10 protein-coding genes are annotated in these 14193 nt (G+C 47.5%); 3 read left to right on the plus strand and 7 right to left on the minus strand.

Features of this window, described 5'->3' with window-relative positions; translation table 11 throughout:
• Window positions 1–10: 10 nt before the first annotated feature.
• The 4 genes from AC6I2O_RS06265 to AC6I2O_RS06280 form a co-directional block, all read right to left on the minus strand.
• Complete coding sequence (locus tag AC6I2O_RS06265; protein WP_120391026.1) at window positions 11–1540, minus strand: sensor histidine kinase; 1530 nt, start codon at window positions 1538–1540, stop codon at window positions 11–13.
• A complete protein-coding gene (locus tag AC6I2O_RS06270) occupies window positions 1525–2514 on the minus strand; it encodes a sugar ABC transporter substrate-binding protein (protein WP_120391027.1) in 990 nt (329 codons plus the stop codon). The genes AC6I2O_RS06265 and AC6I2O_RS06270 overlap by 16 nt, the downstream gene beginning before the upstream one ends.
• Window positions 2515–2626: 112 nt before the next feature.
• Window positions 2627–4204: a carboxylesterase/lipase family protein gene (locus tag AC6I2O_RS06275; protein WP_497742131.1), complete on the minus strand. Its 1578-nt coding sequence runs from the start codon at window positions 4202–4204 to the stop codon at window positions 2627–2629.
• A gap of 207 nt (window positions 4205–4411) precedes the next feature.
• Window positions 4412–5779: a hypothetical protein gene (locus AC6I2O_RS06280; protein WP_497742132.1), complete on the minus strand. Its 1368-nt coding sequence runs from the start codon at window positions 5777–5779 to the stop codon at window positions 4412–4414.
• A 277-nt stretch (window positions 5780–6056) separates the two neighbouring features.
• On the opposite strand from AC6I2O_RS06280, the gene AC6I2O_RS06285 reads away from it, so the two are divergent.
• The 3 genes from AC6I2O_RS06285 to AC6I2O_RS06295 are packed head-to-tail and all read left to right on the plus strand — an operon-like array spanning window position 6057 to window position 10010.
• Entirely contained in the window at window positions 6057–7019 is a 963-nt protein-coding gene (locus AC6I2O_RS06285; RefSeq protein ID WP_497742133.1) for a sugar ABC transporter substrate-binding protein, read from the plus strand.
• A 16-nt stretch (window positions 7020–7035) separates the two neighbouring features.
• Window positions 7036–8538, plus strand: a complete 1503-nt coding sequence (locus tag AC6I2O_RS06290; RefSeq protein ID WP_497742134.1) for a response regulator — start codon at window positions 7036–7038, stop codon at window positions 8536–8538.
• The gene (locus tag AC6I2O_RS06295; protein ID WP_497742135.1) at window positions 8535–10010 is read left to right on the plus strand and encodes a sensor histidine kinase; all 1476 of its coding nucleotides are present in this window, start codon (window positions 8535–8537) and stop codon (window positions 10008–10010) included. The genes AC6I2O_RS06290 and AC6I2O_RS06295 overlap by 4 nt, the downstream gene beginning before the upstream one ends.
• A gap of 3 nt (window positions 10011–10013) precedes the next feature.
• On the opposite strand, the gene AC6I2O_RS06300 is transcribed toward AC6I2O_RS06295, so the two are convergent.
• The 3 genes from AC6I2O_RS06300 to xylB all read right to left on the minus strand — a co-directional run bounded on the left by AC6I2O_RS06300 (window position 10014) and on the right by xylB (window position 14162).
• Window positions 10014–11060: an aldose epimerase family protein gene (locus AC6I2O_RS06300; RefSeq protein WP_497742136.1), complete on the minus strand. Its 1047-nt coding sequence runs from the start codon at window positions 11058–11060 to the stop codon at window positions 10014–10016.
• Between the two features lie 18 nt (window positions 11061–11078).
• Window positions 11079–12563, minus strand: coding sequence for an L-fucose/L-arabinose isomerase family protein (locus AC6I2O_RS06305; protein ID WP_497742137.1), 1485 nt, complete (start codon window positions 12561–12563; stop codon window positions 11079–11081).
• A gap of 129 nt (window positions 12564–12692) precedes the next feature.
• On the minus strand, window positions 12693–14162 hold the full coding sequence (gene xylB / locus AC6I2O_RS06310; protein WP_497742138.1) for a xylulokinase: 1470 nt from the start codon (window positions 14160–14162) through the stop codon (window positions 12693–12695).
• Between the last annotated feature and the right edge of the window lie 31 nt (window positions 14163–14193).

Below are 14193 nucleotides of genomic sequence, written 5' to 3' on the forward strand. Positions count from 1 at the left end.
CCTTTTCCAGTCAGCTCTCTACCGGAATGCGAATCAACACCTGTGTACCTTCCCCTGCTCTGCTTTCTATTTCAAATTCAGCTGCCCCTTCAAAAAAAATGGTCAGACGCTGATATACATTTGCCAAACCGACCCGTTCCTGCTTCTCCCTCTCAGACGACAATTTTTTCCGCAGCGCTTCCAGTTCCTTTTCCGGTATTCCCTCTCCATTATCAGAAATCAGAATCAGACCTTCCTTCTGCGCTTCCAAATACTGCGTCTTTATCACAATTTGTCCGTCTTTTACATAGGAACCAACACCGTGAATGATGCTGTTCTCTACAAGCGGCTGCAGAATCAGACATGGAACCCTCGTCTGATGAAATCTCTCATCCAGTTCAAAACGGAAACGGATTCTTTTTCCAAACCTCTGTTCCTGCAAATACACATAATCTCCAAGTATTTCGATCTCCTGATCCAGCGTCACTGCCTTGTCCATATAATCCAGACTGTACCGAAGCAGATACGCTGTTCTCTGCAGCAGATCTACCGTCTTTTCTGCGCCTTCCATATATGCATTTTTGGCAATCATATTCATCGTATTGAACAGAAAATGCGGGTTCATCTGCCGCTGCAAAGCGCGAAGCTCACTGGTACGCAAAAGGTTTGTAATCCTCAGGTTTTCCAATTCCTGTTCCCGAAGCGCTACTTTGGTTCTGGCATCCTCCTCCATAATACGGAATTTTTCTTTCATCTGTTCAACCATCATATTAAACACATATACAAGAACGGATATTTCCTGGCATGTCTTTTCTTTTAAGACAACAGCCTTCTGTCCGAACAGCTTTCCATCCCGGATCTGTTCTGCCGCTCTTGTCAGTATCTGAACCGGTGTAACAATCCTTTCACGCAAATATTTTCCCCATACAATTCCATAGATCATCAATATACTCAAAAAACCGGCAAAAACCAAATAATAAAAATTTCCCGTACGTACAAATTTATCGAGCTTGCCGCTCGCAAAACTCAGGAGCTGCAAATGCAGCTGTTTAAATTCTCCGTCTATTCTTGCATAGATGTCCGAAATCTTCTCATATTTTTCCTGAATCTCACCATATACCTTTTTTGTAAACACTGTCTGATTTCCTGACATTTCTTCTTCAATCTCTGAGATCAGCGCCATGCCTTTTTCCTGCATTCCTGCAATATCCGCAATATTCCGCTGAAAATCAACACTGACTCCCATTGTCTTCAGCCTGTCCATCTGTGTGGACAGCAACGCCAGTTGATCATGCATGGCTTCTTCTGCTTCTTTATCACCATTCGCAACGTATGACTGAACCGCCTGTTCTGTCTTTTCCAGCTGCATATAATAAGAATTCAGGCTGACCACCTGACGCATCACATTCGAATAGCTGTAATCTTTTCCAAGGAGAACAAAAAGCGCCGCTATATTCATAATAAGAGCAATTCCAAGGATCATGCCCTGATAGCAGACAAATTCTTTTCGAAGTGTATTTATTTCATTTTTCTTAATCATCTGCCTCAATACAACTGCCATGGTATATCCTCCCGCCTTATATAAGAAACATCCTGTACATTTTCTTTGTCAACTACCATTACATCAACGTACTGGTCTTCCACTTCTCCCAGTCCCTCTTCGAATAGCTGATACATGACATCCATGGCCCGAATCCCCATTTCGCGCGGATTTTGAACAATCGTCGCCTCTACGATCTCCTGCTCTACTGCTCTCGTTGTTGCATCCGTGGAATCAAAGGTCACGATTTTGAAATCTTTGTAGCTTTCTTCATTTTTCTCCCGGAGCAGGCACATACATCTTGATCCATATCCCTCTGCGCAAAAAAATGCAGTAATTTCCGGGTGTTCCTCCAAAAGTCTGGAAACCTTTTCATTTAAAAGAACCCTGTTGGACTCGCCTTCCAAAACCTCTGTGATTTTCATGTCCGGATACTCCTTCAGAGCCTCCTGAAAGCCCTCTGTTCGATCCAGCTGATTCGTACTGCTGCTAAAAGAAGTAATCACGGCAATTTCCGCTTTCCCTCCGCACGCTGCGGCCAGTTTTTCTCCTGCACGCTTTCCCGCCTGAAAATTGTCTGCCCCCACATAACAGGTGCACGCCAGACTTTTTGCATTGCTGTCTACAAACACAACGGGAATCCCTGCTGCTTCTGCCTCCATGACGACTTTCTGAAATTCCGGCGTCACCTCATTCGGAGCGGTTATAATGCCATCCACGCCAGAAAGTATTGCATTTTCAAGCGCATAGACCTGTTTTTCCACATCCAGCTCCGCAAAGCCAATACATTTTACATGGATTCCATACTCACTTGCTCTGTCTCGGAGGCCCCCGGCTGTAATTCCCCAGTATCCCGAGTTCGCCATTGGAGCAACAAACGTAATCTTCCGCTCCGGGACCGACGCTCCATCATACGTTTCTCCGGCCAGCAGCCATATTTCGCCTGCTGTAAACAAAATAACGCCTGCTGCCAACATTGCCATCTCCTTTTTCATGCCGTTTCCCCCAAATTTATTTTATAATACAACCAAAGGGCAAAACCTAAAATGGCTTTACCCTTCCGTCTCTATTATATCTGTTTTTTCCTTTTTTTGCTATAAAAATCTCTTATTTGGTTGCTGCTGCAAGAAGTTCTGCATCATCAAGAATCTGGCATTTGCTCTCAACATCCCAGCGCATTGCGTACGGCTGTTCCGGAGTATACGGCTCCCATTTCAGTTCGTCCGTACTCGGGTCTCCTGTATAAGCGAAATTCACCAGTGCGCTTGCCATGCGATCCTGCAGATCCAATGCATCCTGATTCTCCGGTCCGCCGGAAGCGATCCGTACGATCGGAATCTCAATATTATGCAGATAATACATAATATCAACGCAGTGGAATGCAGTAGTACCGCCGTTAACCGGAATCTCATAAGTAAACATGTAATTATATACCGGAGCGGTTCCGGTTTCAACCTTCTTGGCTGCAACTTCCTTCACACCATTTCTGTAGGAAACTCCTCTTGGTGCCAGGTAGTATGCGTCTGCAAGCTTTTTGTCCGGATAAAGGGCAGAAAATGCGTCTGCAACAGCCTGTGCATTCTCACCATACTGTTCTGTCAGCTTCTCCTGAACCTCTTCATCGGTCCATTCGTTCTTATTGTGGTCTGCCCAGCCGATACCGGTGCTCATATTTCCGCTGCTCTCTGTAAATACAGAACCAACGATCAATGGAACGTCTGCCGTCCAGTCAAGGAATTCATCAGCCAGTCTTCCTTCGTTCTCAACCGGAACCCATGCAAGACCCAGTTCATTCAGGGCCGCTTCTGCTGCGTCATCCAGCTCGCGGTAAGAAATTGTCTTGATCTCCTCGATGTTGGACTCGTCCAGTCCGAGGATTTCCAATGTTTTGTCAGCAACTTCCTTTGCCTGATCCTTCGGCATCGGAGTCAGATAGGAAGTACTCTCAGAAACAACCTTGTCTACCAGTCCTTCACAGTCTGCATACCGAAGCATACCCTGTACTTTTCTTCCACCGCCGGACTGACCCATAATCGTGATATTATCAGGGTCACCGCCGAAGGCTTCAATGTTCTCGTTGACCCATTTCAGAGCCTGAATCAGGTCCTCGTCTCCCAGGTTGCAGGCATATTCAAAATCTCCGCCATAAGAAGACAGATCCAGATAACCAAGGGCATTCAGACGATGGTTCAGAGATACAAATACAACATCTCCATATTCCGCAATATTTCTTCCGTCGTGAGCAACGCCTTCGATGGAAGAGCCGTTCTTATATCCGCCGCCATGCATATAAACGATAACCGGCTGTTTTGCCTCTTTATCAATATTATGTGACCAGATATTCAACACCTGGCAATCTTCATTCTGAATCCAGTAACGATGCGGCCATACAAGCTCATCACCGCCAACAGATGTCTGATCCGGAATCGGACAGATTGGTCCAAATGCCTGTGCTGCACGAACGCCTTCCCACGGCTGCGGGTCCTCCGGAAGGGCAAATCTTTCCGGAACATACGCATAGGGAACTCCCAGGAATGTGTAAACATCGCCATCCATAAAACCACGCAGCTCACCCTGCGCTACGGTTGTTGTCGGCTCTGTTGCGGCATATGCCGTACCTGCCATCATGGAAGAAACCGCCAGGCTGGCTATCAAAACTGCTGCTGTAATATGTTTTCTTTTCATACATGCACCTCGTCTCTTTCTGTCATTATTTATGTTACATATTTTCTTCTATTTTTTATTCTGTTTTCCGTTTCTCAGAGTGCGCGCATCTCATGTTTTTATTTTACTTCATCCGGCCTGAAAAGTAATGTCTAAATATTTGTCCTTGGACTATCTGTTTTTGTTCTGACCGGTGCAAAAAAGGATATTAAAAAGAATATTTTCGTATCAGTCCACTGTATACGGATTCGGATTCGTATGGCTGAAAAGCCATTCACGGACTGACGCATTGCTGAAATTAGCCATCCATGACCAATGTGCATTCGGAACAACCGTACCGGCAATATATTCTGTGTAAAGTATTTCTGCGCCCGCAGCCTTCGCCTCATCCCATTCTCCCAGAGCCAAGGCCGCCGCATCTTCTCCGCGAAGCCATCCGTTCCAGCCTCTGTCCTCTTTATTCTGTACAGTGACAGCGCCGGCTTCCTCCAGCTGAGCCACAAGTGTTCTCACATCCTCAGAAGGATTGGTGGGATCATCCACTGCATTCAGAAACCAAATGCTTTTTCCTGCGATCGCGGCTACGTCTTCGCTGGAATAATATTTATCCACTCCAGAAGAGTTGATCTGCGCTGCAAAAAGCTCCGGATAATCCATAGAGAGACGTGCAATCCCTTTGGAGCCCTGGGAAAGTCCCGAACCATAAATACGTGAAGAATCCACATTATAATTTTTAATCACTCCATCTACGAGATGTTTTGCAGCCTGAAGCTGCGGCGTAATCGCATAATCCGGAACCTCTTCTGTTCCAATGTCTTTTGTCCAGGCTTCTGTTACCACCGGATTCTGCGGTGCAAGAACAAAACACGGATGTACTTCCTGCGCTTTTTCACGGGCAAATTCCAAGGCACTCGGATTCGCCAGAAGCTGCGATTGGTTGTTATACCCACGCTCGCCAGAGCCATGCAGGAACAACACAAGCGGAAGCTTCTCCATTGTCTCGTCCATCTCCTCATATCCCTCCGGAATATACAGACGATAATTCAGCTCAAATCCCGATTCCGGATCAACAAACGTGCCGCTTGTAAACTGATCTGCCAGAAGATTTGCTTCTCCCGTAATATCAAGACGTTTTCCGTATGCCACATCTCCTGACACAGTTACCAGGTCTTCCGTCTGCGTGATCAGCGCTTCCACCGGAAGGCGATGATTAATCTTTACCTCCATATCGTTCATTTTCCCGAAATACAGAGTCGTGCCAAGTGATGCGCCCGGAACATTGCTCGTTGCCAGTTCTACTATCACATAATTTCCAGTATACGCCACGTCTCCCGTTTTTCCTGTATCATTCACATAAACTCTGGTAACTTCCCGTCCCGCAACGGTATAGCTGCTGCGCGTGGCAACTCCTGACTGTATCTCATCCTCATACTGAATCGCAAGCGCGACAAACTTCTCGCCTTCTTCCTGCGTTTCGGTAATCGCAGTCACAGAAAGAATCTCCGCTTCTCCTGCCTCTCCTGCGAATGCCGAACCTGGGGACAGCATCATCCCAACACACAGCATTGCTGCAAATTTAGCTGTTTTCCATTTCATACTTCTTGTTCCTCCTTTTATGTTTGAGGACGTGCACGTTCCTGCTTGCCGTTATCATATCCGGTGCGCTTCTCTCCTGTCAACAATTCCGGCGCGCAGCATTTTGTCCTTTTTCCCATCCGTGAACCAAATTGTGAAAAATTCAGCACTGTCCCTGCCAAATGTCAAAAAAATGCCCGGTTTCAAAAGCCCTTCCCCCTCCCCGTTTCCTTGACTTTCCATATACGCTTTTCTATAATAAATGTATCAATTTAGTTTTTACAGGGGGAACGGCGGCATGAAAAAACAAAACATTTTTCTGATTCTTGCTCTTTTGCTTTTTTCGGCAGCCGGAATCACCGTTCTTTTCCGGAAAACAGACAGTCCGGAGCTTTCCGCCCACCATCCGCGCATTGCTGCAATTATGATTGATCCTGACGTTATTTTCTGGAACGACGTCTGGCAGGGTGTGCGCGATACAGCCGGGGAACATCACATCGCGTTATCGGAATGTCCATATGAACAGTATGATTCCGATGTATCCGATCTTGTCGAGACAGCGGTGCTCGCAGGCGTTGACGGTATCCTCCTTCGTTCGCAGGATACGCCCTCCGATTCCCTCCAAAATGCCTTGCAATCTGCCAGAAGCCACAATATTTCCATTGTAACGCTAGATGTTGACGCCGGTGAAAATTACAGAGACGCGTTTATTGCCATTGACAACCAGGCTGCCGCTGCAGAACTAGCCAAAAAAGCGGCAGAACTTCTTGCAGAGGGCAAGTCTGCTGCCATGGTAAAGACTCCCGACAAATTTATGTCACAGGCCGCCTCCTCCCGCATAGCCGCTTTTCGGGATACGTTCGAAAAAATCCTTCCGGAATGCAAGCTTACGGTTCTTGAGTTGCCCGTAGACGAAGGTCTCCGGCTGCCTGTTCTCATGCAGTTTCTTGAGGAAGAATCAAACCTCGGACTGCTGTTCGGCTGTGCACCCAAAGTTACCTCCGTAGCAATCAATGCCGTATCAAGGCTTAATTTGTCTGATAAAGTAAGTGTCGTCGGCTTCAGTGAAAGCCAGGAAGCCGTAGAGGCCATAAAAACAGGAGATGTGAAATGTCACGTCATGCAGGAACCCTATACGATGGGCAAAAATGGTCTGGAATATCTCAACGTGCTGTGCACATCTGATCTGAAAAAAAGAAAGGATCTGATCCCTACACCATTTCGGCTGATCACACCCGACAACTTTGACAGCTCATTCTGACCAAGGAGGAGGAACTATGTATTCTTTGCTGATTGTGGAAGATGAATTATTGCCGCGAACCGCACTTCATTCAATGATTACAACTAACTTTCCGGAATTTACCGATGTCCGCGAAGCTGCAAGCAGCGAAGAGGCAATGGAAATTATGCGTACATACCGGCCGGATATCCTCCTGGTAGATATCAACCTCCCGGGCCGGACAGGTCTGGAGCTGTGCCAGCAGCTTGCCGATCAGGGACTCGCCGGCCACACGATCATTACTACGGCTTACGGCCGCTTCAGTTATGCCAGACAGGCAATGGACATTGGCTGCCAGGCCTATCTTCTGAAGCCGATCAATGACAGAGAGCTGGAGGCAGCACTCAAAAAATGCATTGCTCAGATAGAAAAAACAAAACACACCACTCATATCACCCAAGGCCTGGAAACCATGCGCAGCTACATCCAACCCTATATGCTGCGCAGTTTCAGAGAAAACGGCCTCGCTCCGTCACTGCTTCAAAACGGCTACGGATGGCCTCAGGACGGACATTTATCTTCTTTTTTCCTGAAATGGCAGACCGCACTTGACGACGAAGCCAGCTTAAACCTGCTGTGCTCCTGGAATTCTATTTTTCAGAGTGCCTTTCATATCATTGCTGACGTCTCCCATGGTACACTTTCTATTTTGCTGCAGCAGAAACCTTTTGCCAAACAGTGTCCTGTCCGTACTTCCTTCTGGCTCTTTACAAGTCTTGCTGTCCGGCAAAGTACAAAAAAAACCGGTACCTCCGGCAAACTCGCGTTTTCAGGTCCCTTTTCCGATTATCAGCAGTTAAATCATGCGTTTCAAAATGGAGCAGGCCTTCTCTTCGCCCAGACGATACCAGAACAGCCTTACCTTGAGGCCGGTTCTTTCCTTGGCAAAACCTGTTTTTCCAAAAAAAGACGAAACGTACTACGCCAGAAAATCGTACAGCGTTTCCGCGAAAAAAAGCTGGAACGCGCAGCGTCTATGCTGGATCGTATTGAAAAAGAGAATCCGGAGCAGATGATACAGCTTCTTCTCGAATCCCTTTGGACCTTTTGGCCGGCTCTTGATATCGCTGCCATCTGGAGTACCCTTGCAGACCTGTCTTTCGGCGCATCTGGAATCCATCGGTGGCTGCGCCAGATCTGGAAGCACCATCTTTCAGGATCGCAGCAGCTTCCATCTGATTCTGTTGACACCGCGCTACGGATTATGCAGACGCGCTATACGGCGCCCCTTTCTGAAGCCTGTGTTGCAGAGGAAGTCGGATTAAGCCAGTCTTACTTTTCACGGTTGTTTAAACAAAAAACAGGAGAAAACTTTTCAACTGTCCTGCTCAGAATACGCCTGCAGCATGCGCGCGAACAGCTGGACCGTGGCGCCAGTGACCTCAATCAGATCGCCGCTGACTGCGGCTTTGCTTCCGGCCGATATCTTGATATGAACTTCAGACAGCTTTACGGACTCCCGGTCGCACAGTACTGTCTTCAGAAAGGAGAAGAAGCTTGAAACACATTTTCTCACTTACATATACCAGTCTCCGCACGAATCTGATGATCCGCTGTATATCGCTCGTAGTTATGATTACCGCAGCCATGGGGTGTCTGCTCGGGATTATGCGGCATGAAAATTCTTCTGTCCTTCGCATGCTGGAGCAGGAAATGATTTCGAATCATTACTTTTCAGAAATCTCCCATTTGCAGGGACAGCTTCTTGCCTACATCAATACGGATTACGAAGAGGATGCGGAACAATGCCGTAAAATTGTCGAACAGTGCGTCTCTTACGCCGAAACACTGTCGAATTATTACGCCCATCCCCAATTTGACGATCAACTTCATATGGCGTTATCCTTACAGGCGGCGCTGGAGCTCTTCCTTGCCACCCCGAGCAGCAGTTCCTCGTATTTTTACCGCCAGGTAACCCATATCGCCAAACTGATCCAAAACAGCGAGCGCTTTCTCTCCCGAATCGAACAACAGCTTATTGACGAAAATATCCGTGCCTTCCGCCACATGCAGGTCCTGCGTACCGGAATGATCGCAGCTCTGGCTGCCGCTGTGCTATCACTTGGCTTGTGGTTCAGCTATCGGATTGCCAATCGTATGGTGGAACCGATCGAACAGCTCACCGACCAGGTACAAAAAGCAGAATCCGAATTTCTTTCCTATCGACCGGAACAGAAGGTATCGGAGAATTCCGATGAAATTGCCGTGCTTTCTCACGCATTCTACAGTATGATTACAACGCTTCAAACACAGACAAGAGAAAAAAATGAAAAAATAGAAATGCAACAGAAATTAAATGAACTTAATTTTCAGAACATGCAGATGAAGGTCCATCTTGCGCAGAGCAAACTTTGTATTACGCAGGCGCTAATCCACCCTCATTTTCTGTTTAACTGCCTGAACACGATTTCAAGCATTGAATATCTGGAAGGTGCAGTTCGATCCAGAAAAACCACGCAACTGATCGCAACGTTCCTGCGCGATGCGCTTTCCCGTGTGGGCAGCATTGTCAAAATCCGGGAGGAACTGGAAAGCATCCAGCGCTACGTGGAAATCCAGAAACTTCGTTTCGGAGAGCGCATTGCCTATGAAGCATACGTCCAGGATGACTGCCTGGATGCCCGGATTCCGGCAATGTCTCTTCAGCCTATTATTGAAAACGCCATCGTTCACGGTATCGGCCGCACACCCCGCGACGGTCGCATTCTTTTAAATATCTCGCAAAAAGAGGAACGTGTTCACGTTCACGTATATGACAGTGGGCGCGGCATCTCTTACGCGCAGATTACAAATATAAAGGAAGCCCTTCAAAAAAACATCCTCGATGAAGGCAATCCATACATCGGCCTGAAAAGTACTATGGCCCTTCTGAAATCATGCTTTCACGAGGATGTTGTGCTGGACCTGAAAAGTTTGGAAGGCCAGTATACCTCCGTGTATCTGGACTTTCCGCTGTTTCTCAGTGACAGATAACTGCTATTTCACAAAGAACCGATAGGACGTCGTTGTTCTGTATGGTTCTCCTGCCTTCAGAATCGGCTTCGGAAAGCCCTCCTGATTGATCGAGTTCGGATAATACTGGGATTCCAGACAGAAGCCCTGCCGTTTTTTGTAAATGACTCCTCCCTTGCCTTCGTGATCTGTGATAAAATTGCCGGCATAGAACTGTACGCCGCAGCAGTCGGTAAATGCTTCCATTGCAATACCTGTGCGGTCACAGTATGCCTCTGCCATTTTTTTCATCTCACCGTTCTTTTCAGACAGCACGTAATTGTGGTCATAGCCTCCGACAAACTTCAGCTGCTCAAAATCAGCCTCTATATCCCTGCCAATTGGCTTTGCAACAAGGAAATCCATCGGCGTACCCGCTACCGGTGCAATCTCTCCGGTCGGAATTGCCTTGCCATCCCTGACCGGTGTATACGCCTTTGCCAGAAGCAAAAGCTTGTGATCCTCCATCGAACCTCCGTCATGGCCCGCCAGATTGAAATACGAATGGTTTGTGAGATTTGCTACCGTATCCTGATCGGACATTCCTTCATAAGCCAGAATGATTTCATTTTCATCCGTCAGCGTATAGGTAACAGATACCCGGAAATTCCCTGGGAAGCCCTGGTCTCCATCGGGACTTTCGATTGTGAAAGTAATCTTGTTTTTTGTTTCATCCAGGTCAGACACCTGCCATTTACGTCTGTCAAAACCATCCTGCCCGCTGTGCAGGTTGTTCTCATTGTCATTCTGGTCCATCTGGTACATTGTCCCGTTTATTTCAAAATGTCCCTGGTCAATGCGGTTGCCGCTACGCCCGATTACTGCACCAAAATAGCATGTATTCTTGAGATAAGCCTCCGGCGTATCGTAGCCCAGAACCACATCGCGCACGACGCCCTCCCGGTCCGGAAGCTGTACGCTCACAAGTGTCGCACCTAAATCAGTGACAGCCATTGTCATGTTGTTTTTGTTGGTAAACGAATACAGGGACAGCGGGGTACCGTCCGGCATCGTTCCGAAATTCTTCTTCATACTTTTACTCCTGCCTGATTATGCAAATGGATTTTCTGTCCGATATGGTACATGCTTCGGATGATTGTAGCCGATCTCATCCGGGCAGACACCGATGTATTTAAACACCTCGTACAAAGCCTTGCCATGGTGACCGAATGCCACCGCTCCGTGATGCGGATAGTTACCCTCGATCAGCACATGACGGTAAAAACGTCCCATCTCCGGAATTGCAAAGATACCAATACCGCCAAAGGACCGCGTTGCCACAGGAAGAACCTCTCCCTGCGCCACATATGCGCGCAGCACATTGTCTGACGTACTCTGCAGACGGAAGAATGTAATATCACCCGGAACAATATCTCCCTCCAGCGTGCCCTGCGTCACCTCTTCCGGAAGGCTTCTTGCCATAATCAGCTGGTATTTCATATCGCACGAAGACAGCTTCTTCGCATTTGTGTTGCCGCAGTGGAATCCCATAAAGGTATCCTTATGTGTATAATCAAACTTGCCTTTGATCTCAGATTCATACATATCTGCCGGTACAGAATTGTTAATATCGAGCAATGTAACGATATCGCCGCTCACACAAGTTCCGATAAACTCAGAAAGTGCGCCGTAAATATCTACCTCGCAGGACACCGGAATCCCGCGGCCCGTCAGACGGCTGTTTACATAGCACGGTACAAATCCGAACTGTGTCTGGAACGCCGGCCAGCACTTGCCTGCTATTGCAACGTACTTCCGGTACCCTTTGTGCTCCTCCACCCAGTCAAGCAGCGTCAGTTCGTACTGCGCAAGCTTCGCAAGAATTTCAGGCTTTTTATTTCCTGCTCCAAGCTCTGCTTCCATGTCCTTTATCACATCAGGAATACGTGGGTCATCCGCATGCTTATTAAACGCTTCAAACAAATCAAGCTCTGAATTTTCCTCAATCTCCACGCCGAGATTATAAAGCTGCTTGATCGGTGCATTGCATGCCAGAAAATTCAGCGGACGCGGCCCAAAACTGATAATCTTCAGATTTTTCAGTCCAACAACTGCACGTGCGATCGGAACAAACTCATGAATCATATCTGCACATTCCTCTGCCGTCCCTACCGGGTACTCCGGAATGTATGCTCTGATATTTCTCAGTTTCAGATTGTAGCTAGCATTGAGCATGCCGCAGTACGCATCGCCGCGCCCCTGCATCAGATTATCACCGGTCTCCTCAGCTGCTGCCACAAACATAGCTGGTCCGTCAAAATGCTTTGCAAGAAGTGTTTCAGAAATCTCCGGCCCGAAATTGCCAAGATAAACCACAATCGCCTCACAGCCAGCAGCCTTTACATCTTCAAGCGCCTGTACCATATGGATTTCACTCTCAACGATGCACACCGGACATTCATAAATATCTGCTGCATCATACTTTGCCTTGTAAGCCTCCACCAGAGCCTTTCTTCTGTTCACAGACAGAGACTCCGGGAAACAGTCACGGCTTACGGCCACGATTCCAATTTTTACTTTTGGAATATTGTTCATCTTTTTATCCTCCTGATTCTTATTTTTTATATCATTGAAGTGTACACAGTACACTTTTGTTTCCTCTATCTTACGGTCAGTCCGGAATTTCCGGTCATCAGATACCGGCCCTGACTTTATCCTTTTTCACTACAACAACGCTTCAAAGAGCGGCCTGCACGTCGGATAAATCTGTTTAAACTGTGCATACCTTGCCTCATATTTTTCTACCAACGCTGCCTCGGGTTCTACTGTGTCCACAATCCGCACCAGCTTTTCTGCCGCATCCTCCACCGATGCAAACACTCCGCAGGCAACGGCTGCCAGCATCGCACCGCCAAGAGCCGGACCTTCCTCGCTCTCAATCACATCGACTTTCAGGTTCAGTACATTGGCAATAATCTTCTTCCACAGAGGACTTTTTGCTCCGCCGCCACAGATCTTTGTGCGTTCAATCTGAATGCCAAGTGCCCTGGCCACTTCAAGTGAATCCCGCAACGCAAATGCCACGCCTTCCAGTACAGCCTGCGTCATATCGGCTCTCGTCGTATCCATCGTCATTCCAATAAAGGTCGCACGCGCATTCGGATTGTTATGAGGCGAACGTTCTCCCATCAGATACGGCAGAAAATACACATGGTTTTCGCCCAGCTTTTCAATCTGTTTCTGCTCACCGGCATAGTCTTTTGTGCCGATAATCTCATCCATCCACCATTTGTTGCACGAAGCCGCACTCAACATACATCCCATCAGATGATAATGCCCGTCTGCATGTGCAAATGCATGTAACGCATTAAACTTATCTACGCCGAACTTTTTCGATGAAATAAAGATCGTACCACTCGTTCCAAGGGATATATTACACATGCCGTCCCCGACTGTTCCGGTACCGACTGCTGCTGCCGCATTGTCTCCGGCTCCTGCCACAATCTTTACCTGCTCCGGAATATCAAGTTCTTTTGCAATCGCCGGAAGAACGGTCCCCACTGCTTCGTAACTCTCGTATACCTTTGCCATCTGTGCTTCCGACACACCACAAATCTCGAGCATTTCTCTCGACCAGCACCGGTTCTTTACATCAAAGACCAGCATGCCCGATGCATCTGATACGTCCGTACAGTGCACACCGGAAAGCCGGTAGGCAATGTAATCCTTCGGAAGCATAATCTTTGCAATCCTTGCAAAATGTTCTGGCTCTTTATTTTTAACCCAGAGAAGCTTCGGCGCTGTAAAACCGGTAAATGAAATATTTGCCGTATATTCCGACAGCTTTTCCTTTCCGATCACCTGATTCAGATAATCACATTCTTCGTATGTACGCCCATCGTTCCACAGAAGCGCCGGCCGGATCACCTGATCCTTATCGTCAAGAATCACAAGGCCGTGCATCTGGCCGCCAAAACTGATCCCCGCAACCTGGCTCCGGTCACAGTCTGCGAACAGCTCTTTTAATCCTGCCATCGTCTGCTCATACCAGTCCTCCGGATTCTGCTCAGACCAGCCCGGATTGGGAAAATAAATCGGGTACTCTTTCGATACAATCTTGTGAATCTTCCCGGATTCGTCCATCAAAAGAAGCTTGACAGCCGAAGTACCGAGGTCAATACCTGCATAAAACATGAAATCCCCCTTTTCTCTCAACTCTCTTTCA

It is taken from the genome of Blautia sp. St.27G3, assembly GCF_059728505.1.

What these genes read in the sequence shown, in the direction of transcription:
- AC6I2O_RS06265 (WP_120391026.1), bottom strand. Translation starts at nt 1,540, where the DNA reads ATGGCAGTTGTATTGAGGCAGATGATTAAGAAAAATGAAATAAATACA.
- AC6I2O_RS06270 (WP_120391027.1), bottom strand. Translation starts at nt 2,514, where the DNA reads ATGAAAAAGGAGATGGCAATGTTGGCAGCAGGCGTTATTTTGTTTACA.
- AC6I2O_RS06275 (WP_497742131.1), bottom strand. Translation starts at nt 4,204, where the DNA reads ATGAAAAGAAAACATATTACAGCAGCAGTTTTGATAGCCAGCCTGGCG.
- AC6I2O_RS06280 (WP_497742132.1), bottom strand. Translation starts at nt 5,779, where the DNA reads ATGAAATGGAAAACAGCTAAATTTGCAGCAATGCTGTGTGTTGGGATG.
- AC6I2O_RS06285 (WP_497742133.1), top strand. Translation starts at nt 6,057, where the DNA reads ATGAAAAAACAAAACATTTTTCTGATTCTTGCTCTTTTGCTTTTTTCG.
- AC6I2O_RS06290 (WP_497742134.1), top strand. Translation starts at nt 7,036, where the DNA reads ATGTATTCTTTGCTGATTGTGGAAGATGAATTATTGCCGCGAACCGCA.
- AC6I2O_RS06300 (WP_497742136.1), bottom strand. Translation starts at nt 11,060, where the DNA reads ATGAAGAAGAATTTCGGAACGATGCCGGACGGTACCCCGCTGTCCCTG.
- AC6I2O_RS06305 (WP_497742137.1), bottom strand. Translation starts at nt 12,563, where the DNA reads ATGAACAATATTCCAAAAGTAAAAATTGGAATCGTGGCCGTAAGCCGT.
- xylB (WP_497742138.1), bottom strand. Translation starts at nt 14,162, where the DNA reads ATGTTTTATGCAGGTATTGACCTCGGTACTTCGGCTGTCAAGCTTCTT.